Annotated in this window: 24 protein-coding genes; 15 read left to right on the top strand and 9 right to left on the bottom strand. The window is 36.6% G+C overall.

The window, feature by feature from the left end:
- The first annotated feature begins 179 nt into the window (after positions 1–179).
- The 5 genes from DHW03_RS05470 (at position 180) to DHW03_RS05450 (ending at position 5,342) form a co-directional block, all read left to right on the top strand.
- Positions 180–743 carry a UbiX family flavin prenyltransferase gene (locus tag DHW03_RS05470; RefSeq protein WP_109924697.1) on the top strand — a complete coding sequence of 188 codons (564 nt, stop codon included), beginning with the start codon at positions 180–182 and terminating at the stop codon, positions 741–743.
- Positions 744–794: 51 nt separating this feature from the next.
- Positions 795–1,385, top strand: a complete 591-nt coding sequence (locus DHW03_RS05465) for a hypothetical protein (RefSeq protein ID WP_109924696.1) — start codon at positions 795–797, stop codon at positions 1,383–1,385.
- A gap of 136 nt (positions 1,386–1,521) precedes the next feature.
- On the top strand, positions 1,522–2,844 hold the full coding sequence (gene mtaB / locus DHW03_RS05460) for a tRNA (N(6)-L-threonylcarbamoyladenosine(37)-C(2))-methylthiotransferase MtaB (protein WP_109925021.1): 1,323 nt from the start codon (positions 1,522–1,524) through the stop codon (positions 2,842–2,844).
- Positions 2,845–3,350: 506 nt separating this feature from the next.
- Positions 3,351–4,499 carry a prolipoprotein diacylglyceryl transferase gene (locus tag DHW03_RS05455; protein WP_109924695.1) on the top strand — a complete coding sequence of 383 codons (1,149 nt, stop codon included), beginning with the start codon at positions 3,351–3,353 and terminating at the stop codon, positions 4,497–4,499.
- A gap of 51 nt (positions 4,500–4,550) precedes the next feature.
- On the top strand, positions 4,551–5,342 hold the full coding sequence (locus DHW03_RS05450; RefSeq protein ID WP_109924694.1) for an inositol monophosphatase family protein: 792 nt from the start codon (positions 4,551–4,553) through the stop codon (positions 5,340–5,342).
- A 68-nt stretch (positions 5,343–5,410) separates the two neighbouring features.
- Here the strand turns inward: DHW03_RS05450 and DHW03_RS05445 are convergent, their stop codons facing one another.
- From DHW03_RS05445 to DHW03_RS05425, 5 genes are all read right to left on the bottom strand, one after another.
- Positions 5,411–5,962: a NifU family protein gene (locus DHW03_RS05445; protein ID WP_109924693.1), complete on the bottom strand. Its 552-nt coding sequence runs from the start codon at positions 5,960–5,962 to the stop codon at positions 5,411–5,413.
- An 85-nt stretch (positions 5,963–6,047) separates the two neighbouring features.
- Positions 6,048–7,394, bottom strand: a complete 1,347-nt coding sequence (gene purB / locus DHW03_RS05440; RefSeq protein WP_109924692.1) for an adenylosuccinate lyase — start codon at positions 7,392–7,394, stop codon at positions 6,048–6,050.
- Between the two features lie 132 nt (positions 7,395–7,526).
- The gene (locus DHW03_RS05435) at positions 7,527–7,727 is read right to left on the bottom strand and encodes a hypothetical protein (protein WP_109924691.1); all 201 of its coding nucleotides are present in this window, start codon (positions 7,725–7,727) and stop codon (positions 7,527–7,529) included.
- Between the two features lie 455 nt (positions 7,728–8,182).
- Entirely contained in the window at positions 8,183–8,401 is a 219-nt protein-coding gene (locus tag DHW03_RS05430) for a hypothetical protein (RefSeq protein WP_109924690.1), read from the bottom strand.
- Between the two features lie 136 nt (positions 8,402–8,537).
- On the bottom strand, positions 8,538–8,756 hold the full coding sequence (locus tag DHW03_RS05425) for a hypothetical protein (protein WP_109924689.1): 219 nt from the start codon (positions 8,754–8,756) through the stop codon (positions 8,538–8,540).
- Between the two features lie 205 nt (positions 8,757–8,961).
- Between DHW03_RS05425 and DHW03_RS05420 the strand changes: the two genes are divergently transcribed.
- The 4 genes from DHW03_RS05420 (at position 8,962) to DHW03_RS05405 (ending at position 11,827) form a co-directional block, all read left to right on the top strand.
- Positions 8,962–9,528 (top strand): RNA polymerase sigma factor, encoded by a 567-nt coding sequence (locus tag DHW03_RS05420; protein WP_109924688.1) that lies wholly within the window; start codon positions 8,962–8,964, stop codon positions 9,526–9,528.
- A gap of 8 nt (positions 9,529–9,536) precedes the next feature.
- Positions 9,537–10,634 (top strand): S1 family peptidase, encoded by a 1,098-nt coding sequence (locus tag DHW03_RS05415; protein ID WP_109925020.1) that lies wholly within the window; start codon positions 9,537–9,539, stop codon positions 10,632–10,634.
- A gap of 154 nt (positions 10,635–10,788) precedes the next feature.
- Positions 10,789–11,424: a peroxiredoxin gene (locus DHW03_RS05410; RefSeq protein ID WP_109924687.1), complete on the top strand. Its 636-nt coding sequence runs from the start codon at positions 10,789–10,791 to the stop codon at positions 11,422–11,424.
- A 205-nt stretch (positions 11,425–11,629) separates the two neighbouring features.
- On the top strand, positions 11,630–11,827 hold the full coding sequence (locus DHW03_RS05405; RefSeq protein WP_109924686.1) for a cold-shock protein: 198 nt from the start codon (positions 11,630–11,632) through the stop codon (positions 11,825–11,827).
- A 66-nt stretch (positions 11,828–11,893) separates the two neighbouring features.
- Here DHW03_RS05405 and DHW03_RS05400 read toward each other — a convergent pair whose 3' ends face one another.
- The 4 genes from DHW03_RS05400 to DHW03_RS05385 form a co-directional block, all read right to left on the bottom strand.
- The gene (locus DHW03_RS05400) at positions 11,894–13,078 is read right to left on the bottom strand and encodes a THUMP-like domain-containing protein (protein WP_109924685.1); all 1,185 of its coding nucleotides are present in this window, start codon (positions 13,076–13,078) and stop codon (positions 11,894–11,896) included.
- A gap of 100 nt (positions 13,079–13,178) precedes the next feature.
- Positions 13,179–14,444, bottom strand: coding sequence for an aspartate kinase (locus tag DHW03_RS05395; RefSeq protein ID WP_109924684.1), 1,266 nt, complete (start codon positions 14,442–14,444; stop codon positions 13,179–13,181).
- A gap of 2 nt (positions 14,445–14,446) precedes the next feature.
- On the bottom strand, positions 14,447–14,914 hold the full coding sequence (locus DHW03_RS05390; protein WP_109924683.1) for a GNAT family N-acetyltransferase: 468 nt from the start codon (positions 14,912–14,914) through the stop codon (positions 14,447–14,449).
- A gap of 7 nt (positions 14,915–14,921) precedes the next feature.
- Positions 14,922–15,620, bottom strand: coding sequence for a YggS family pyridoxal phosphate-dependent enzyme (locus tag DHW03_RS05385; protein WP_109924682.1), 699 nt, complete (start codon positions 15,618–15,620; stop codon positions 14,922–14,924).
- Between the two features lie 70 nt (positions 15,621–15,690).
- Here DHW03_RS05385 and DHW03_RS05380 point away from each other — a divergent pair, with 70 nt between their 5' ends.
- From DHW03_RS05380 to DHW03_RS05355, 6 genes are all read left to right on the top strand, one after another.
- Positions 15,691–16,302, top strand: a complete 612-nt coding sequence (locus tag DHW03_RS05380; protein WP_109924681.1) for a DUF4296 domain-containing protein — start codon at positions 15,691–15,693, stop codon at positions 16,300–16,302.
- Positions 16,303–16,334: 32 nt separating this feature from the next.
- Positions 16,335–18,713 (top strand): endonuclease MutS2, encoded by a 2,379-nt coding sequence (locus DHW03_RS05375; protein ID WP_109924680.1) that lies wholly within the window; start codon positions 16,335–16,337, stop codon positions 18,711–18,713.
- Positions 18,714–18,992: 279 nt separating this feature from the next.
- Positions 18,993–20,084, top strand: a complete 1,092-nt coding sequence (locus tag DHW03_RS05370; RefSeq protein WP_109924679.1) for a PQQ-dependent sugar dehydrogenase — start codon at positions 18,993–18,995, stop codon at positions 20,082–20,084.
- 301 nt (positions 20,085–20,385) lie between these two features.
- Positions 20,386–21,084, top strand: coding sequence for a CoA transferase subunit A (locus tag DHW03_RS05365; RefSeq protein ID WP_109924678.1), 699 nt, complete (start codon positions 20,386–20,388; stop codon positions 21,082–21,084).
- Between the two features lie 433 nt (positions 21,085–21,517).
- Positions 21,518–21,880: a four helix bundle protein gene (locus DHW03_RS05360; RefSeq protein ID WP_109924677.1), complete on the top strand. Its 363-nt coding sequence runs from the start codon at positions 21,518–21,520 to the stop codon at positions 21,878–21,880.
- A gap of 231 nt (positions 21,881–22,111) precedes the next feature.
- Positions 22,112–22,771, top strand: a complete 660-nt coding sequence (locus DHW03_RS05355; protein WP_109924676.1) for a CoA transferase subunit B — start codon at positions 22,112–22,114, stop codon at positions 22,769–22,771.
- The last annotated feature ends 4 nt before the right edge of the window (positions 22,772–22,775 follow it).

Raw genomic sequence — 22,775 nt, 5'->3', positions numbered from 1 at the left:
AACTTAAATATTTTCATTATTGAACGATTTAATGGTTAACGATTATCTTTTTTTAAAAAAATATATATATTTGTTCTTACCCTTTCGAGGGTATGTTTTTCATAGGTAGATGTAGGGTCAGAACTTTGTTCTGGCCCTTTTTTGTATTAAGTCTTCAATAAAGCCTAATTTTGTTCATTATGATAAAAAAGAAAATAATCGTTGCCATTACCGGTGCAAGTGGATCTGTTTATGCTAAAGTTTTGCTCGATCAATTGTCTAAGCTTAACAATCAACTAGAAGCCGTAGGCGTGGTGATGAGTGATAACGCCAAAGAAGTTTGGCGCTTTGAGCTGGGAAATCAAAACTATAACGATTACAACTTTACATTTTACAACAAAAGCGACTTCAATGCGCCCTTTGCCTCTGGTTCCGCAAAATATGATACCATGATTATCATTCCCTGTTCTATGGGTACCTTAGGAAGGATCGCACATGGTATTTCCAACGATTTAATTTCTCGTGCCGCAGATGTTGTATTAAAAGAACGTAGAAAACTGATTGCTGTGGTAAGGGACACACCTTTTAGTTTAATTCACATCAACAATATGAAAACCATTACCGAAGCCGGTGGGATTATTTGTCCAGCCAATCCTTCATATTATAGTCTCCCAAAAACCATTGAAGAGGTTGCCGGTACCGTTGTAAGCCGAGTGTTAGATTTAGCAGGCTTTGAACAAGAAAGTTACCGTTGGCAGGAATAATTTCAATTTTTCAAAGTTTTAAATATTTTTGCGCGAAATATTAATAATATCATGAAAATACTTTTGCGCTCTATTTTTTGTATTACATTGTTATGCACTTTTTTCACTCAGCTTCATGCTCAGGATTTTGTTGTCACTTCAACAAACGATACCATTCGAGGTGAAATTGAAAAGGAGATCTTTGGTTTTTATAGATTCAAACCGCAAGGAAGCGATAATTCAATTAAAATTAAACGTCAAGAAATCAAAGAGTTTTACAAAGCTGAAAAAGAAGTTAACTTTTTGGTAAGACAAATCCCATGGAAAAGAAGACCAGAGTTTTTGGAAAGAATTATTAAGGGTAAAATCGATCTTTTTGAATACGGATCGTATGGTGGTGGAGCATATCATCCTGGAGCCCCAGGTGGTGCAGGAAGTTTTAGTGGCAGTGGCATGTCCATCATAGAGTGGTATGCTTGTAAATCAAATGGAGAACTTTTTGAAGTAAAAAGTACTTCTTTTTTTGGTTCACGTCGCGAACGTAAGGAGAATTTTTATAAATTAATCAGTGATAAGCCTGAGTTATTAGAGAAGTTTATGAAGAATGATGATTACAGTTTAGAGGCAATAGAAGCTTGCATTAAAGAGTATAATTCAAACTAGGTAACCAAGTAATACTAGAGTTTGTTTCTAATTGATGAATTGATCATAACTATATCAAATGCATCGTCTTCAATTTGTAAGTTCTCAATACACCAAACCAACAACTCCAAACAAATTTCTTATCTTTGCAGACTCAATGAAAAAGGTCGCATTTTACACATTAGGTTGCAAATTAAACTTCTCCGAAACATCCTCCATTGGTCGATTATTCACCGATGCTGGGTATTCTGTTGTAGAGTTTCAAGATCAGGCTGATGTATATGTGATTAATACCTGTTCTGTAACCGACCACGCCGATAAAAAATGCCGTAAAGTAGTTAAAGAAGCATTGAAGTATTCACCCAATGCTTATGTAACTATCGTAGGTTGTTATGCCCAATTAAAACCGCAGGAAATTGCTGAAATTGAGGGCGTTGATATGGTATTGGGTGCCGCAGAAAAATTCAGAATAGTTGAATATATTTCCGACTTAACTAAAAATCAAAAAGCGGTAGTTCACCAACAAAGCATAGAAAAAGTTAATCATAACTTTATTGCCTCCTATTCCATTGGAGATAGAACCCGCACGTTCCTCAAAGTGCAAGATGGCTGTGATTATCCCTGCACCTATTGCACCATACCATTGGCTCGTGGAGCCAGTAGGAGCGATACCATCGAAAATGTGGTTAACCGTGCAAAATTAATTGCAGAGGGCGGAGTTAAGGAAATCGTACTCACAGGCGTAAATTTAGGCGATTTTGGCATCCGAAACGGATCAAGAGAAGATAAATTTTTCGACTTAGTTAAGGCATTGGATGAAGTTGAAGGTATTGAAAGAATCCGCATATCTTCCATTGAACCCAATCTTTTAAGTAATGAAATTATAGAATTTGTATCCACCTCAAAAAGATTTGTTCCACATTTCCATATTCCATTACAATCAGGTTCCGATAAGATTTTAGGCTTGATGAAACGTCGTTACCGCCGAGATTTATATGTAGAGCGCGTAGCAAAAATTAAGGAAGTAATGCCCAATTGCTGTATTGGGGTAGATGTTATTGTGGGTTTTCCGGGCGAAACCAAAGAAGATTTCTTGGATACTTATCAATTTCTAAATCAGCTCGATATTTCTTACCTACACGTATTTACCTATTCAGAACGCGAGCAAACATTGGCAGCCGAAATGAGTGGCAGAGTTGCCGGTAGCGAAAGAAACGATAGAAGCAAAATGCTTCACATTCTTTCCGATAAAAAACGTAGAGCATTTTACGAATCTCAAATTGGTAGCGATGCAGAGGTGCTTTTTGAGGCCGATCAGAAATCAGGGTACATGCATGGCTTTACCAAAAACTATGTAAAGGTTCGTGCCAAATACGATCCAATCATGGTAAACGAGCTAAAAGCCGTTAAGCTTCTAGAAATTACTGCCGATGGCGAAGTAGAAGTAGCTGAATTGGAAACAATTTACGCGCTTCATTAAGCAAATAATTAAAAACGTTAATTAGCTTATTTGATGTGATCATTAGCTAATTTGTTGATGTGATGATTAGCTAATTGCCTTTATGCCAACATATTAGATAATTATTAATTTTTAACGAACAGCACTAGTAAAAGTGTTGAGGTTTAGTCAGCTAGAAATATAAAGTTCTCAACTCCGGTCTTTCGTCTTTCGCCTTTAGTCTTTCGCCTTTGGTCTCTGGTCTTTCCCATTTAGTCTCCGGTCTTTGGTCTTTACCCTTTAGTCTTCGGTCTTTAGTCTTTTGCCTTTAGTCTTTAGTCTTTAGTCTTCGGTCTTTAGTCTTTTGCCTTTAGTCTTTCCCCTTTAGTCTTTAGTCTCGGGTCTCCGGTCTTTGGTCTTTCCCCTTTAGTCTTCGGTCTTTAGTTTTCGGTCTTTAGTCTTTCCCCTTTCCCCTTTAGTCTTTAGTCTTCGGTCTTTAGTCTTTCTTCTTCAATCTTTCTTTACTATCTTCGCATCAAACTTTTTGTATGTTTCCAACCGTTTCGCACTTTTTACAATACCTATTCGGGATTAATCTTCCCTTACCGTTCAATACGTTTGGCGTTTTCGTGGCGCTCGCATTTATAGCTGGCTATTGGGCCTTTACCAAAGAACTTAAGCGTAAAGAAGCACTTGGGGTTTTACATCCATTTAAGAAAACAGTGGTTGTAGGTCAGCCTGCAACAACATCAGAACTTATTTTAAACGGTTTGTTTGGATTCATAATCGGGTACAAGCTCGTTTACGCACTGGTTAATTACAGTCTGTTCGTTAACGATGCACAGTCTGTCCTCATGTCATTGAAAGGAAACATCATTGGTGGATTATTTTTTGCAGGGCTGTTTGCATACTGGGATTATAAAGAAAAAGAAAAAAATAAACTCGCAAAGGTTAAAAATGTAGAAGTAACCGTGCATCCATATCAGTTGATGAGCAACTTAATTGTTTGGGCTGCGGTGTGGGGATTTCTGGGAGCTAAGTTTTTCGATAACTTAGAATATTGGGATGACTTTGTTCAACATCCGATTGAACGACTATTGTCTTTCAGTGGCTTAACATTTTACGGGGGGTTGATTTGTGGGGGTGCAGCGGTGCTTATCATTGCCAAGAGAAACGGAATTAAGCCTTTACACATGCTTGATGTAGGCGGACCGGGTATGATGCTGGCTTATGCAGTGGGCAGAATTGGCTGCCATTTGGCTGGAGATGGAGATTGGGGAATTGTTAATAGTAATCCAAAGCCCTTTTCGTGGCTTCCAGATTGGTTATGGTCTTACAAATACCCAAATAATGTTGTAGGTGAGGGCATTCCAATCCCAGGCTGTACAGGCAAGTTTTGCGCAGAACTTGCACAGGGCGTATATCCAACACCAATCTATGAGGTAATCATTTGCTTAATTCTTTTTGCATTCCTTTGGCAAATTAGAGATAAAATAAAAGCTCCAGGCCTTATGTTCGGCATTTACATGATTTTAAATGGCGTCGAACGTTTCTGTATCGAATTGTATCGTGTAAACTCAAAATACCATGTTTTTGGTCTATCTTTCACACAAGCAGAAATGATTTCGATATTTTTAGTGTTAGGTGGCATTATCCTTTCAGCCTATGCACTGCGTAATAAAAATAAGCTTGCTTAGCCTCAAATTCATTAAAATCCAACAAGAGAGGCGTCTTTTTGTTAAATAAGTATGAATTACGAATTACTGTGCAATAAGGTTATCACCATTGTAAAGCTTACGGGAAATTTCATCCGTAAAGAAGCGATGAAATTTGATGCCAACACAATCGAATACAAAGGTTTAAACGATATGGTTTCATATGTTGATAAAACAGCGGAGCTAAAGTTGGTTCAAAACCTCGAAAAACTAATCCCAGATGCAGGCTTTATTACAGAAGAAAAAACAATAAGCCGAGAAGGAAAAACTTATACATGGATTATTGACCCCTTAGACGGAACAACCAATTTTATACACGGAATTCCCGCCTATGGAATCAGCGTAGCGCTTTACGAGGATGGCGTGGCGGTGCTTGGAGTGGTTTACGAAATCAATAGGGGAGAAATGTTTTATTCTTTTAAAGGAGGAAGTGCTTTTTTAAACAAGAAGATTATTCAGGTTTCGTCTAATCCTGATTTGAAATCGAGCTTACTCGCCACCGGATTTCCTTACTATCAATTTGATCAACAAAGTCAATACCTCAATCTTTTGCAAGAAATGATGCAGAAAAGCCACGGCGTGCGTAGAATTGGAGCTGCAGCGATTGATTTGGTTTACACCGCCTGCGGCCGCTTTGATGCTTTTTTTGAGTATAATTTGCAACAATGGGATTTTGCCGCTGGATGCTTTATCGTTCAACAAGCGGGGGGAGAAGTTTTTGATTTCTCTGGAGGTAATGATTTTTTCAATAAACGAGAAATCCTTGCAACTAATGGGAAGCTTACAAGCGAAATGTTAGCAGCCATAAAAAAACATTTCAAATAGATCTTTAAAAACAAATAAGGGCGCACAAAATTTTGTTACGCCCTTATTTATTTCAGTAAAAATAAAATTTATAGTGCTTCCGAAACAACATCAGTTACTTCAGGAACCATTCTTTGTAACAAGTTCTGAATACCAGATTTTAAAGTCATAGTAGAGGATGGGCAACCACTGCAAGAACCACGTAACTCAACCGTCACCACACCTTCATCAAAAGATTTATAACTGATTGCACCACCATCTTGCTCAACCGCTGGGCGAACATAATCGTGCAAAATTTGCTGAATTTTAATTTCAGTCTCCGTACCTTCAAAGCTAGGTGCCTCTTCTGAAGTGGCTTCCTTAATTTTTAATTCAGATTCAACTGCGCCTTTTACAAATTCTTTTAAAATGGCCTCAATATCAGCCCATTCAGCATCTTCAGTTTTGGTAACCGTAACAAAATTACTGGCAAAAAACACACCAGCAACAAAGTTAAACTTGAATAACTCTTTGGCAAATGGCGAAACTTCTGCACTTTCTTTGGTGGCAAAATCTTCACTACCATTAATTAACAGCTTGTTAACCATGAATTTCATGGTGGCTGGATTAGGAGTTTGTTCTGTATATACGTTAATCGTCATGTCTTAATCAATTTGAATAAACAAAATTAACAATTACTCATCAATAAAGCTTTTCTGCGCTGTCTGTTTAGCGTCAATTTAATTGCTAAAAAACCCCTGTGTAATTAAATGGAGTGATGCTTCTCAATTGAACCTTAACCTCCTCAGCAACCGCTAAACTCTCAATAAAATCAGCAATACTGCTGGCATTAATTTTTGAGTTTGTTCGGGTTAACTCCTTTAAGGCTTCATAAGGATTAGGGAAATTCTCTCTTCTCAAAACCGTTTGAACGGCTTCAGCAATAACGGCCCAATTGTCATCTAAATCGGCATGCAACGCTTCTTCGTTTAGGATAATTTTATTTAAACCCCTTAGCGTGGATTGAATTGCAATGAGCGTATGCGCCAATGGAACCCCAATATTTCTTAATACGGTCGAATCCGTTAAATCTCTTTGTAAACGAGAAATCGGAAGTTTGGCCGCAAAAAACTCAAATAATGCGTTAGCAATGCCGGCATTTCCCTCTGCATTTTCAAAATCGATTGGGTTAACCTTATGAGGCATAGCCGATGAACCAATCTCACCTGCCTTAATCTTTTGTTTGAAATAGTTTTTCGAAATGTAGGTCCAAATGTCTCTGTCTAAATCGATTATGATGTTATTGATTCTTTTCAAGGCATCACATTGAGCAGCAAATTGATCGTAATGTTCAATTTGAGTGGTGTGTTGCGCTCTATTTAAGCCTAAGGTTGTGTTTACAAAGTTGTTAGAGAAATCTATCCAATTTACTTGTGGATAGGCAATGTGGTGTGCATTGAAATTTCCGGTGGCACCACCAAATTTTGCACTGTTTGGGATGGCTTTTAAGTTTTCCAGCTGAATACTTAATCTTTCAGCGAAAACCAAAAACTCTTTACCCAGTTTGGTTGGAGATGCAGGTTGCCCGTGTGTAAAAGCGAGCATCGGAATGTCTTTCCATGCTGTAGCCAAAGCATTAATTTTTTCGATTAAGGCATCGATAGATGGATAGTAGCTTTCTTGTAGGGCGAGTTTAATGGTGTAAGGGATTGCTGTATTGTTTATATCTTGAGAAGTTAAACCAAAATGGATAAATTCTTTGAATTCTTGAAGATTTAACTGATCAAATTTGCTTTTAATAAAATATTCAACCGCCTTAACATCATGGTTGGTTACCTTTTCTGTCTCTTTGATTTCGAGTGCATCAGCCTCTGAAAAATTCAGGTTAATTTTCCGCAGTTGCGCATAATTACTTTTATCAAATTTTTCCAGGCCTGGTAAATTAATCTCACAAAGTGCGATGAAGTATTCAATTTCAACAAAAACACGATATTTTATTAATGCTTCTTCAGAAAAATAGGCGGCTAAACTTTCGGTAGTCTTTCTGTAACGACCATCAACTGGAGAAATGGCTTGGAGTGAGGTTAAATTCATTATGCGAAATATATTTTTTCGCAAATTTACTACAATTGATGGATTTAACGGGTTTTGATGTGTAAAGAATTCCTGTGAAAACAAAAAAGGCCTTGGATAAATCCAAAGCCTTTTTCTAATGGTAGATTTAGACTACATTTTTGAAGTTGTGTCTTTCATCATAGTGTCTTTCATCATGGTGTCTTTCATCATGGTATCTTTAACTGTAGTATCAACAACAGTTGTGTCAACTGTAGTAGAATCTGCCGCACCATCTTTTTTCTCTGAGTTACAAGCAGCTACCGATAAAGATAAAGCTAAAGCTAAAAAGCCTAATTTGAATGCATTTTTCATGTTTTTTTGTTTTGTTGTTGTTTGAAATTAATTAATTCAACCTTTTATACGAAAAATATAAAAAGGTAACCCATGTTTTTCGAAAGAAAGGTTCTTTTATCGAAAAAATAAATTTCTGGGATTAAAATCTAAGGTCTAACTACCCAAAAATCGGAATGTATAAGAATTAAGGAGCGAAATTTACACGCAAAAAAGATTTTTTAAAATCGTAATTGATATTCGTTGATGCAAACGATAATTAACTCCCTTAATGGTTTAAACGAACTCAGGTGAGTTATATGTTTTCCAGAAATCTGTTGGGAGGAAAATATAATAATGGAATGAGTAATGCTTTTGCTTCCTCTGTGGTGCTAATCGCTTTGATATACCGGATCATTCTCCAAAATTAGCAGTTGATAAAAACAAAAAAGGCTTTGGATGAAATCCAAAGCCTTTTTATATAAGTTAATCTAAAATTAGTTTTTAACTTCAGTTTTTTCTGTAGTTACTTTTACAGTAGTATCTTTTACTGTAGAATCTTTAACGATTGTATCAACTTTGTTTGTATCAGTAACGATAGCTGAAGAATCAGTTAAAGTAGTATCAGCGCCATCAGCTTTTTTTTCTGAGTTACAAGCAACAACTGATAAAGATAAAGCTAAAGCTAAAAAGCCTAATTTGAATGCATTTTTCATTTTCGAATTTTTTTTAAGTAATTAATTAATTTCAATGGTTAATACCCAAATTATAAAAAGGTAACCCAAAAAAATAAAATATAAATAAAAAGGCCTTGAAAATATTTCCAAGGCCTTTTGTATGAGATAATTAAAACTAGTTTTTAACTTCAGTTTTTTCTGTAGTTACTTTAACAGAAGTATCTTTTACTGTAGAATCTTTAACAACAGTATCAACTTTGTTTGTATCAGTAACGATAGTTGAAGAATCAGTTACAGATGTATCAGCACCTTCAGCTTTTTTTTCTGAATTACAAGCAACAACTGATAAAGATAAAGCTAAAGCTAAAAAGCCTAATTTGAATGAATTTTTCATGTTTTATTTTTTTATTTAGTAATTAATTTCTGTCATTAATGCCGCAAAGATAAAAAGGTAACCCGTTTTTTACAAAAAAATTAAAAATATTTTAATTTTCTTTTTTGGGTTACCGTTTAAAGTGTACTGGTATTAACCAATTCTAGTAGCTCTAAATATTTTTGTCTAATATTGGGTTACTATTTATCGAAAAATGTATTAACTAGTGAATAACAGTTTAAAGAGTTCAGTTCCAACAGATAGAGAGGTTATTTTAGGTATTCTAAATAACTCCGAAGACACCCTTAACAAGTTATATAAGGCATATTTTGCGATGGTTTTGCAATTTATCCTCAATAATAATGGCGATGAAGATGATGCAAAAGATGTTTATCAGGAAGCCATTATAATTTTATACAACAAAATTAAGGAAGGGAATTTTGAACTCAGCAGTAAGTTAAAAACTTATATTTATTCGGTTTGTCGACGGATTTGGCTTAAGAAATTAACTCAAAATAGCAGAAAGGCTGGCAATATAACCGATTATGAGGATGTACTTGTTGTTGAGGATGATGTTGAGCACCATGAAGAACGTGATCTTCAATTTGTTAAAATGCAACACGCACTCGAACATCTTGGTGAACCTTGCAAAACCATTATTCAGGATTTTTATATCCACAATTTATCCATGCAGGATATTTGCGAGAAGTTTGGTTACACCAATACAGATAATGCAAAAACGCAGAAGTATAAATGCCTGCAACGTTTAAAGAAAATATTTTTTCAACCATAATAATTGAAATGAGGAACGATTTAGAGTTAGATGCAATTATTGAAGATTATCTATTAGGTAAGTTAACTCCACAGGAAACTGAGGCTTTTGAACAATTGCGCACTAAGGATGCAACAGTTGATCATAAGGTGGTTTCGCATAAGGTGTTTTTACATAAGATGGAACAATACGCCGAACAATTACATTTGCGAGAACAAATGGATAAAATCCATTCGGAACTTGACGTGGATGCTTTGGCCGCAACATTAAAACCTCATCCGTCAAAAATCGTTCAGCTGTGGCGTAAACACAAATCTGCCATTGCGGTAGCCGCTTCATTCATTGTGCTTTCGTTGGTATCAATATATTCTATACAACACAATAGCCAACAAGCCGAAAAAGTGATTCAGTTGAGTTACCAAGTTAACAACGCTATTAAAACTCAAAACACTTTAATTAGAGACATTCGCAAAACGGCTAACTCATCGCTTCCAAATAAGGCTGCAAATCAGGGTCGCTATGGTGGTACAGGCTTCGCCATTTCAACAAATGGTTATATCTTAACCAATTTACACGTGATTAATGGAGCTGATTCACTTTATGTTCAAAACAGTAAAGGAGAATCATTTAAAGTTAAGGCTGTTTATACGGACAGTCAGTATGATATGGCAATCCTTAAAATCAGCGATAGAAACTTTTCTAATCTTTCTTCATTGCCTTATACCATTAAAAGGAACAGTAGCAGCATAGGCGAAAACGTTTATACCTTGGGTTATCCAAAAGATGATGCTGTATTGGGCGAAGGCTATGTGAGTTCGAAGAATGGATTTGTGGGAGATACCACGCAATACCAGGTAGCCATTTCAGTTAATCCAGGAAATAGCGGTGGCCCACTTTTAGATAATAATGGTAATTTGGTTGGCGTAATTAGCGGTAAACCAGATCAAACGGAAGGTGCAGCCTTCGCCATCAAATCAAAATATATTTTAGAAGCCATGCGGGCCATTCCGCAAGATTCATTGGGTCAGAAATTGGTTTCGAACAAAAAAAGTTTATTGTCGGGATTAAAGCGTACGAAGCAGATAGAAAAACTGCAAGATTATGTATTTATGATAAAGGTTTACTAATACCCCAAACAAATTAATATATTGAACCCTGTTGGATTATCCTTCAGGGTTTTTTTATGGAAATATAATCTGGGTGTCTTAAATTAATATGAAGTCTATGTATTTAGTATAGTATTGATTAGATTTGTTTAAATCAATCTTAAATATTAAAATTATGAGTATAAGACTAGGCGATACCGCACCAAATTTCCAAGCCAATACATCAATTGGAGAAATAGATTTTTACGATTATCTGGGTGATAGCTGGGGTGTTTTATTTTCGCATCCAGCCGATTATACACCCGTTTGCACCACCGAGTTAGGTAGAACTGCTGCACTAAAAGACGAATTTGAAAAGCGTAACGTAAAGGTTTTGGCATTGAGTGTAGATTCTGCCGAATCGCATAAAGGTTGGATTAGTGATATTAATGAAACGCAAAACACTTCAGTTGAGTTCCCGATTATTGCCGATCCAGACAAAACGGTAGCCAACCTCTATGATATGATCCATCCAAATGCATCAGAGACGCTAACAGTTCGATCTTTATTTGTGATTAGCCCAGATAAAAAAGTGAAATTAACCATTACCTATCCTGCATCAACAGGAAGAAATTTTAATGAGGTTTTAAGGGTAATCGATTCTTTACAGCTCACCGCGAAATATAGTGTGGCCACACCAGCCGATTGGACAGATGGAGAAGATGTAATCGTAGTAAATAGTATAAAAACCGAAGATATACCTGAAAAATTCCCTAAAGGACACAAAGTGATCAAGCCATATCTGCGTACAACCCCGCAACCCAATAAATAATACTGCAAAATTATTAAAACACTCAACTTTACTGTTTAAAGTGCTTAAATCAATTGTAATTTATAGGCGTTTTATTATATTTGATAGTTTTGTTTCAATATTAACGCTTTTTCTGATTGTTTAATTCCTAAAAATTCCAATTGGTTTAAAGAAATGCTGATCAAAGCATAAAAGGTTTATTTATTTAATACAATTTTTATTTTTTATGGCAACCGGAAAAGTTAAATGGTTTAACACTGAAAAAGGTTTTGGATTTATTGTTCAGGAAGACAACAAAGACATTTTTGTTCATTTTAAAGATGTTTTGGGCGGAATCGAAAGCTTAAAAGAAAACGATGCAGTTGAATTTGAAGTAGCTGAAGGCAGAAAGGGTTTACAAGCAGTAAACGTGAAGAAAGTTTAAGCGATATCTATAAAAAATTACATCATCTCTAACTAAAAGCCTTTCAAATAGAAGGGCTTTTTGCTTTTAGTAATACTGCACAATCTCCACCGATATAATTAAGTTTTCATCGTTACCTACTTTACTGAAGATGAGAAATTTTTCTTGGTGTGGCTTGATTTTGTATTTTTTTACCAGTTCTTCTGGCTTAGCCGGATAGTTGCGCACAATTACATTTCCGCTCAAATTTTTCAGCTTCTTTAAATCTCCCGTTGAGTAGGTTTCATGGATCTTAAAAATACGACCAGGAAATTTCGGTTGTAAATCAGCCGAGGTAAACAGTTGGGTTTGTGGATGCAATTTTTGTAAATTGAACCTCGAACCAATTAAATTAAATGCTCCTGATTTTAACAAGGCAGCATCTGGTTCGTATAAATACTGCCCGACGTTAATCCTATCAGTAAATTGTATAGAAACCTCTGCTTCAGATCTTGAGAACACAAATTGTTTTTCCGTATCATTTAAGGTTAGGGCAACAATTTTTACATCTGATGTTGCCTCGCGTTCTAAAATCCACAGAATTTCCTTACACTCATTTTTTACACTTACAATATGGATTTCGCTAACGTATTTTAGTTCATTTATTCCGGCGGTTAAATCTAAGAGCGGGGCCGTTTTAATGATGATTCTTTTCGCCTTTGACAGTAAAAGATCAAGGTTGCTGACCACATCAGGCGTGCAATCTTGAAGCATAAAAACTTTCCCTTTTTCAGCTCGTCTTGCAGGGTCGATATAAATGGTATCAAAAACCAAATCATCAGTTTTTAGCAGTTCGAGGCCATCAACCGCTTTAAATTCGATATTCTCTGCGTTCAAAATGCTGGCGTTGTGTTGGGCAATTTGAGACAGCTCAGCATTAATTTCACAATGGATTACTTGTTTTACTGCTTTAGAGAAGTAATAGGAATCGACCCCGAAACCGCCTGTTAAGTCGATTAAAAGTGTTCCGATGGCGAGCTTAGATTTATACTTAGCCGTTGTTTCGGATGAGGTTTGTTCAATGGATAGCGCAGGTGGGTAAAAAATGTTTTCATGCCTAAACCAAGTTGGAAGTTTTTTCTCTGATTTTTTTTTGGCTGTTATTTGGCTGGCCAGCTCGGCCGATGAAACGTTGGTGAATACACTTTTGGATAAGGCGATTTGATTTATATCTGCATTTAAATTCGCATTGATAAAGTTTTGTACAGCCGGATCTAAAATGTATGGGTTCATCGTGAAGTGTTAAAATTTAACTCGCTGTTTTTCAATCTTTAGTGCTGATGAAATATTGTTTTTCAACCGTTTACAGAATAATATGGGACGATACTAATCCTCAGTTTTTGTTTTTCATCACCATTTGGCAAGTATGTCTGCTTTTAACTTCCAATAAAATATCTTTATTAACCGTTACTCGATCGATCGTTTGCTGATTATAATATCGGATGGTTACCAATTCAAGGCCTTTGTTGTACTTTACCGTAAACTCCGTTGCTAAATCACGAATCAGCTTTTCAATTTTATTGGCATCATCATCAATGCTAACCGAAAAACTTATGGCAGAATTGAGCATCGTATTGATTTTGATTCTATGCTTATGGAAAAGTTCAAAAATATTGCTCAAATTTTCTTCGATGATAAAAGAATAATCTTTAGGGAAAATGGAGATGAGCGCTTGATTTACTTTGAAAATGAAAGATGGAACGGGCAAAGGGTTATTTTCTTTGGTTATTGCTGTTCCAACGCCTTCTGGCTGAATGAAGGAGCGTACGAACAATGGTATGCCCTTATTTTGAAGTGGCTTAATGGTTTTTGGGTGGATAACTGTTGCTCCGTAGTAGGTCAGTTCAATCGCATCATGGTAAGAAAGCTGTGGAATTTTTTCGGTTTCATCAAACCATTTAGGGTCGGCATTTAATACTCCAGGAACATCTTTCCAAATGGTTAGGGCTTCTGCATTTAAACATGAGGCGAAAATTGCGGCTGAATAATCAGAGCCTTCACGTCCGAGTGTTGTGGTGTAGTTTTCACTGGTTCCGCCAATAAAGCCTTGCGTTACCACAATATGATCTTCCAGTAAGGGGAGTAGTCCTTTTTGGATGGTCTGATTGGTTTTTTCCCAATCTACTTTGCCTTCTTTGTACGTATTATCGGTTTGAATGAAGTTACGTGCATCAACCCAAAGGGCTTTGATGCCCATTTTATTTAACCATGCGGCTACAATTTTGGTAGAAACCACTTCGCCGATGGATACGATTTGATCGTAAATATAATCTGCATTACCATCTGCCTCATCCTCAATCAGCCAATCTATTTCTACGAAAGTATTGGCTACATCATCATAAACAGGATTTGACGTGCCCTCGAAAAGGGTTTCAATCAGGTTGAAGTGAAAATGTTTGATTTCTTCAAAAATGGCATGCGTATCTTCACTTTGTGTTAAAAAAGCTTGTGTAAGTTCTTCTAACTTATTGGTGATTTTGCCCATTGCTGAAATTACAATTAACAGTTTCCCATTTTTGTAATCGCGAATAATATCACCAACATTTTTTACTCCCGCTGCATCTTTAACCGAAGCACCACCAAACTTGAAAATATCCATATTTAAAATGCCTTTACTTGTGCTTTAGAAAATGATGCGTTTAACCATCCAGCTTCTAAATGCGCATTGTATTTGTTGTAGAAATTAATTGCAGGGGCATTCCAGTCTAAAACTTGCCAAACCATGCCGTTGTAATTTCCATTTTTTGATTCTTCGATTACCTTTTCGAAAAGTAATTTGCCCACACCTTTTCCTCTGCAATCTTCCGTAACGATGAAATCTTCGAGGTAGAGTCTGCAACCTTTCCATGTAGAATAGCGGGTGTAGAATAAGGCAAAGCCGATAATTGTTCCCTCATGTTCTGCAACATAAGCTTTCCAAACTGGACTTTTTCCAAAGCCTGCATCCACAAAGTGATCCAGATCTACGGTTACTTCTTCGGGTGCGCGTTCGTAAAGGGCCAGTTCATTAATAAGTTCTAATATTCTTGGGCAATCTTCAGCAATTGCGGTTCTGATGTTCACGTTCATGTAAGTTTTAATTTGCTGAGTCTGCTTTGAAATGTTTGATAATTCTTTTTCCAAAAATGGCACTCCCAATACGAACCATTGTGCTGCCTTCTTCGATGGCAATTTTATAGTCGGCGCTCATCCCAGTAGAAATCTCTTTAAAGGAATCTTCTTTTCTAAAAAAGCTTACTTTAATTCCATCAAAAAGCACTTTCAATTCTTGAAATTCTACGGTAATTTGTTTTTCATTTTTGGTGTTGGTGGCAATGCCCATTAAGCCAACAATCCGAATGTTTTTCAATTCTGCATATTCATCTGATCGTAAAAGTTCAATCACTTCATCAAAGTCGAGGCCGAATTTTGTGTCTTCATCGGCAATGTAAACCTGTAGTAAACAGTCTATTACCCTTTTATTTTTTAAAGCCTGTTTATTAATTTCTTGTAATAGTTTCAAGCTATCTACGCCATGTATTAGTTTTACGAAAGGAGCGATATACTTAACCTTGTTACTTTGTAAATGACCAATTAAGTGCCATTCAATATCGGCTGGGAGTTCAGCCTGTTTATCAACCATTTCCTGAACGTGGTTTTCACCAAAGATTCGTTGCCCAGCGTTGTATGCCTCCAATATGGTTTCAACAGTTTGGGTTTTGGAAACCGCAATCAATTTAACGCCATCAGATTCTACTTCGCTTTTATATTTTTTAAGATTATCAGCTATGCTCATTTATAACTATTTTTGGGTAAAATTAATAACCTTGTCGCAATTTGGGCAAAAAATAATATTTTAATTAAGCATGAGACGATTATTGTGGGTTTTGGCAATTGTGTTTTTGGCGCTTGGTTGTAGGCCAGGTAAACCGAAAGATATTCTAGAACCAGAAGAAATGGAGAAGATTTTATACGATATACATATTGTAGATGGCTATCTATCTACTGTTTATATTCCAGATTCTGCTAGAAAATTGGGTTCAGAGTATTACAATGGCATATATAAAAAATTCGATACCGATTCTGCACAATACACCAGAAGCTTGGCTTATTACTATCAAAATCCAGAAGATCTAGAAAAAATTTATAAAAACATTTCTTCAAAAATTAGTAAAGAAAAAATAAAAATTGATAAAGCTGATTCCGTAGCGCAAGCTAAAATTAGAAAGGCAGATTCGCTTAAATTGGCTAAAGACCCTAAGAAGTTGAAGGCAGATTCTTTGAAAAAAGTAGATTCCTTAAAAAAGGCCGAAGCAAAAAAAGTTGAGACTGCCAAAACTGTTGAATCTCGTGAGAAAGCGATCACATCGAAAATTTCGGCAAGAGCGAGGTTAAAAGCTAGAAGATCTGCTGATTCTCTGCGCAAAGTAAAAAGCAAAAAGGCAAGGTTATTAAAAGAGCAAACTTTACGTAAATAAATTACAAACCACTGCAAGCGTGGCACCAGAATATGTTATATCCCGAAAATTGTTTAGAGCGTTTAGGTTTTGTTGAGATAAGGCAATTGATTAGCAAACATTGCATGAGCCCAATGGGGCAGGCGATGGTGCAGAAAATGCAGGTGATGAATCGTTTTGATCAGATTGATAAGTTTTTAAAACAAACCAGCGAATTCAAAAGCATCCTGCAAAATCAGGAACCCTTACAAATCAACACCTTTTTTGATATTAAATCCTTGGTCGATAAGATTAGGGTGGAGGGCACTTATCTATTAGAAGAGGAGTGGTTTCAAGTTTATACTTCTTTGCAAACCGTTTTTTCTGTATTGCGATTTTTCGAAGAGCGGGCAGAAGTTTATCCAACACTGGAAGCATTATTTGAGCATTTGCCGATAGAAAAAAACATCCTTCGTAAAATAGAAACGGTTATCGATCCGAAAGGTAAAATTAAACCCAATGCTTCGAAAGAGCTACAGGAAATTACATCAGCCATTTCCAAAGCCGAGCAAGATGTGCGGAAGCGTATGGATTCGATTTATAAGCAAGCCATTGCCAACAACTGGGTAGCAGATGGGAGCTTGACGATACGCGATGGACGAATGTGTATTCCGGTTTTGGCAGAAAACAAACGGAAGTTGAAGGGTTTTGTTCACGATGAATCTGCAACCGGCCAAACGGTTTACATTGAGCCCGAAGAAGTTTTTACGTTGAACAACAAGTTAAGGGATTTAGAATTTGACAAGCGACGTGAAATCATCAAGATTTTAATCGCTTTAACCGATGATTTGCGCCCGTACTCGCCTTTGCTACTTTCATATCACGGTTTCCTTACCAAGCTCGATTTTGTACGCGCAAAGGCCTTGTTTGCGCTGGATATTGATGCAGAAATGCCGGGTCTTTTAAGGGAACCAAAAACGAAGTTAATTAATGCAAGGCATCCGCTGTTAACCCTTTCCTTTGCCTTGGAAAAGAAAAGCGTTACGCCGTTAAACATTCATATCGATGCAGAAACTAGAGTGGTTTTGGTTTCAGGACCAAATGCCGGTGGAAAATCAGTTTGCATGAAAACGGTTGGTTTACTGCAAATTATGTTGCAAACGGGGCTATTGATACCTGTTGACGCCAATAGTGAGGTTGGAATTTTTGAAAACATCTTTGCCGATATTGGTGATGATCAATCTATTGAAAGCGATTTGAGTACCTATAGTGCACACTTAAAAAAGATGCGCTATTTTGTGGAGCACGCCTCGCCAAAAACGATGGTTTTAATTGATGAGTTTGGAACAGGTACCGATCCGCAGTTTGGCGGCCCCATGGCGGAGGCCGTTTTGGAAGTAATGAACAACAAGAAAGTTCGTGGCGTAATTACCACCCACTACTCCAATTTAAAGCTCTTTGCTGGCAATACCGAGGGTTTGGAAAATGCCTCCATGCTTTTCGATAATTCAAAAATGAAGCCCCTCTACATTTTAGAAATGGGGAAACCGGGTAGTTCTTATGCCTTTGAAATTGCCCAAAATATTGGTTTACCTAAAGAGGTTATCCAGCTGGCGAGACAAAAAACAGGCTCAAATCAAAACCGGGTAGATACCATGCTGGTTGATTTGGAAAGGGAAAAAAAGAATGTTTATGATGCCAAGGTAAGCCTTGCAAATCAACAAAATAAGGCAAAAAATTTAGTTGCCGAAAATGAAAAGCTGAAATCCTTTTTAGAGGAAAACAAAAAAATCCTAATTAAAGAAGCCAAGCAAGAAGCCCAAAACATCATTAAAAGTGCCAATAAGCTTGTTGAAAACACAATTGCAGAAATTAAGGAAAAGCAGGCAGATAAATTGGTTACCAAGGCGCTTAGGCAGAATTTACAAAAAGAATTGGTAAATAATGCGGTACCTAAAGATAAGCCAAAACCTGTTCAAATTGTAGTGGGAGGCGAAATTGAGGTAGGCGATTGGGTTAAATTTACCGACAGTGAAACCACAGGTCAGGTGTTAGAAATTAACAGGAACGAGTTGGTTTTGGCTATTGGTGATTTACGTTCAACTGTGAAGAAAAATCGTGTACAGAAGATTAGCAACAAAGAGGCCAAGAAAGTGATTCAAAGCAGTGCTAATTCTTTCGCAGGGCGAATGAACGATGCGGTTTCTAATTTCAAGGCAGAACTTGATTTGCGCGGAATGAGGACCGAAGATGCGCTGTTTGAAGTTGAAAAATACTTGGATAAAGCCATTATGCTCGGTTTTCCATCCATTAAATTGGTACATGGGAAAGGTGATGGAATCCTCCGCAAAATGATTCGGGAGTATTTGAGAAAGTACAGTCAGGTAAATAGGATGGAAGATGAACATGCCGATCGGGGTGGCGATGGCATTACTTATGTCTATCTCAATTAGGTATTTGAGGTGAGATTGGTTTGAGTCCTAACGGAGAAAATTATCTGTAGCAAACAAAAAATTATTTTGAATGATCTAATTCACAAAAGTTGCGATAAAAAATGCACAAGTAAAAATAGAATTTAAAATCATTGTGCTTTTTGTTACACTATATACCCCAATCAGCTTGTTTTAAAAGACGTTTTTATTGTCCCAAACTTAGGTTGTTCAAGATTTTATCTCAACGAAATATATAAAACTTATTAGCTGTAACGTTGTTATTTTTAAAACGTTACGGTTATGAAAGCAATGTTACTCAGCCTATTGGTAGTGATTTTAGCTACTGGTTGCAAAAAAAATAGCAATAATAGTAATGAAGAAATGGAGCCACTTCCTGATGTTGAGCTTAAATCTAAAGTGCTTGCATCTGGCCTAAATTTGCCATGGGAATTGGTGTATGGGCCAGATAATTTTATTTGGTTTACCGAAAAATCAGGTAAAATTAGTCGCCTGAATGCTTCAACTGGTCAAGTTACCCCATTGCTAACCATATCAGACGTTCGAGTGAATGGAGAAGGTGGATTATTAGGGATGGTGCTCCATCCTGAATTTGCCACAAATCCATTTGTATATGTGGTTTACGATTATGGTAATCCATACAAGGCCAAGGTAGTGCGATACACCTATTCTGGAGGGAGCTTAAATAGTCCATTAGTTTTAATCGATCAAATTCCGGCATCATCTATTCATAACGGCTCGAGGTTACTCATTAGTGGAGGCAAACTTTTTATCACCACGGGCGATGCTTCTGATACTAATCAGCCTCAAAATACGGCATCGCTTTCAGGTAAAGTTTTAAGAATCAATTTAGATGGAACAATCCCAGCTGATAATCCAATTGCAAATAATCCGCTTTGGTCTTTAGGGCACAGAAATGCGCAAGGTTTGGTTCAAGTAGGAAATAAACTCTTTGCTTCTGAACATGGTCCGGACTCAGATGATGAAATCAATTTGATAGAAAAGGGGAGAAATTACGGCTGGCCAAATATTAAAGGTTTTTGCGATGAGCCGAGCGAACAAGCATTTTGCGGTGCAAATAATGTTGCACCTCCATTAATCAAATGGACACCTACCATCGCGCCAAGTGGCCTTTCGTACTACAATTCAGATTATATTCCACAATTTAAAAACTCACTTTTATTGGCTGTGCTTAAAGGTACCAAGTTGATGCAGTTGAAGTTAGATGACGCACAAACCAAGATAACGGGTACGAAAGATTTTTATGTAAATACTTACGGCAGGTTAAGAGCGATAACACAATCGCCAGATGGAAAAATCTATTTCTGTACGAGTAATGGAAGTGATGATAAAATTATTGAACTTTCGAAATAGAATTACTTTTTCTTATTTCCAGGGCATTTTTTACAACGCTTACCTTTTTTAAATTTTTCACAACACTTTTTATGCTCTGCTGTGCAGCTAAAGATGAAACCCATTCCTTTCTGGAATTCAGGATCGGTAGGCAGTATAAAGGTGGTATCGTCTCTCTCGTAAATCATTGCTTTACAAAGGTAAGCGTTATTTAGATTAATTCCAATTAATTGATATTCCGCTAATGTTTAATTTCTTTAGTAAAGGATGCCGATTGTAAATGCACTTTTGTATTTTAGCGGACTAACCAAAATTTCATAAAATGATAAATAAAGTGGTATCAGATGCCGAAGCGGCCATTCGCGATATTTCAGACGGAGCCACAATTATGCTCGGTGGTTTTGGACTCTGTGGCATTTCAGAAAATTGTATTAACGCATTGGTTGCAAAGAATGTTAAAAATCTTACCTGTATTTCCAACAACGCTGGGGTAGATGATTTTGGAATCGGCTTGATGCTCAAGAAACGTCAGGTTAAAAAAATGATTTCTTCTTACGTAGGTGAAAATGCTGAATTTGAAAGGCAGTTGCTCAGCGGTGAATTAGAGGTTGATTTGATTCCACAAGGCACCTTGGCAACACGTTGTTTAGCGGCTGGTTACGGCATGCCTGCAATTTTTACACCGGCGGGTGTGGGTACCGAAGTTGCTGAAGGTAAAGAAATCAGAAATTTTGATGGAAAGGATTATCTAATGGAATATGCATTTGATGCAGATTTTGCCATTGTAAAAGCCTGGAAAGGGGACACTGCTGGCAATTTAATTTTTCGTTCTACCAGCCGAAATTTTAATCCTATCATGGCCATGGCAGGCAAAGTAACCATTGCAGAAGTAGAAGAATTGGTTGAAGCAGGGGAGCTCGATCCAGATTATATTCATACACCTGGCATTTACGTACACCGAATTTTCCAAGGAAAGAATTACGAGAAAAGGATTGAACAGCGGACGGTGAGGAAGGGGTAATTAGCTGATGTGTACACAGCGATAATTAATAATTAGCTGATTTGATGATTGGGTAATTAGCTAATGTATCCACAGCGATAATCAATAATTAGCTAATTTGATGATTAGATAATTAGCTAATGTGGGCACAGCGATAATTAATTAGCTGATTTGATGATTAGGTAATTAGCTAATGTGGGGACAGCGATAATTAATTAGCTAATTTGAGGATTAGATAATTAGTTAATGTGTGCAGAGCGATGAAAATGAACTTATAATTAGCTGATTTGATGATTAGATAATTAGCTAATGTATCCACAGCGATGAAAATAAACTTATAATTAGCTAATTTGATGATTAGGTAATTGGCTAATGTGGGCAAAGCGATACAAATGAAGTAAATAATTAGCTAGTTTGATGTTTGGGTGATTAGCTAATTATTAAAAAGTAAAATATGAATGATGATAAAATAAATGAAAATTTAATTGTTAAGCTGAGTTTTGAGTTTTCATTGATGATTATTGAGTTTGCGGAGGGGTTAGAGTTAAAAAGAAAGTTCGTGGTGGCTAATCAGTTATTAAAATCAGGTACAAGTGTTGGAGCCAATATATGGGAAGCTCAGAATGCGGAAAGTAAAGCCGATTTTATACATAAAATGAAGATTTCTGCTAAAGAGTGTGATGAAACCAAATATTGGCTACTCTTATGTAAGCACTCAACTCAATATCCAAATTGTGATGGTCTTTTAGAAAAGATTGAAGTTTTGCAGAAAGTGCTCAATAAAATTATTTCAACATCTAAACGGATTGGTAATTAGCTGATGAAACAATGTGCTAATTAGCTGATGAAACAATTCGATAATTAGCTGATGAGACAATTAGCAAATTACCACATTAGCTAATTAATAGGCAGTTTGATTAATTAGCTAATTAGCAAATTACCACATTAGCTAATTAATAGGCAGTTTGATTAATTAGCTAATTAGCAAATTACCACATAAGCTAATTGATAAGCTAATTAATAACATTAACAAAATAACAAACTACATATGTTTTCGAAAGAAGAAATTGCGCAACGAATCGCTAAAGAAATTAAAGATGGCTACTATGTTAACCTTGGGATTGGCATACCAACATTGGTTGCGAATTACATTCCAAAGGGTATTAATGTGGTTTTGCAATCAGAAAATGGATTGCTCGGAATGGGACCTTTTCCTTTTGAAGGGGAAGAAGATGCTGATTTGATTAATGCGGGAAAACAAACCATCACTACATTGCCAGGATCATCAATTTTTGATTCGGCGATGAGTTTCGGAATGATTAGGGCGCAAAAGGTTGATTTAACCATACTCGGCGCAATGGAAGTTTCAGAGCAGGGTGATATCGCGAACTGGAAAATACCAGGGAAAATGGTTAAAGGAATGGGTGGTGCAATGGATTTGGTTGCATCAGCCAAGAACATCATCGTCGCCATGCAGCATATCAATAAAGCGGGCGAAAGCAAGCTCCTGCCCAAATGCACGCTCCCCCTAACAGGCGTTAAATGCATCAAAAAAATTGTAACTGAACTCGCCGTTTTGGATGTTTTACCAGAAGGTGGCTTTAAACTTTTAGAACGTGCCCCAGGTGTAAGTGTCGAGTTCATCCGTCAATCTACTGCTGGTAAACTGATTGTAGAAGGGGAGATTCCAGAAATGAAATTGGATTAACCTA

The sequence above is a fragment of the Pedobacter yonginensis genome (assembly GCF_003173595.1).
In the GTDB taxonomy this organism is placed as follows: Bacteria; Bacteroidota; Bacteroidia; order Sphingobacteriales; family Sphingobacteriaceae; genus Pedobacter; species Pedobacter yonginense.
The sequence above is the reverse complement of the archived record's forward strand: the minus strand, read 5'-3'. Positions and strand labels throughout refer to the sequence as shown.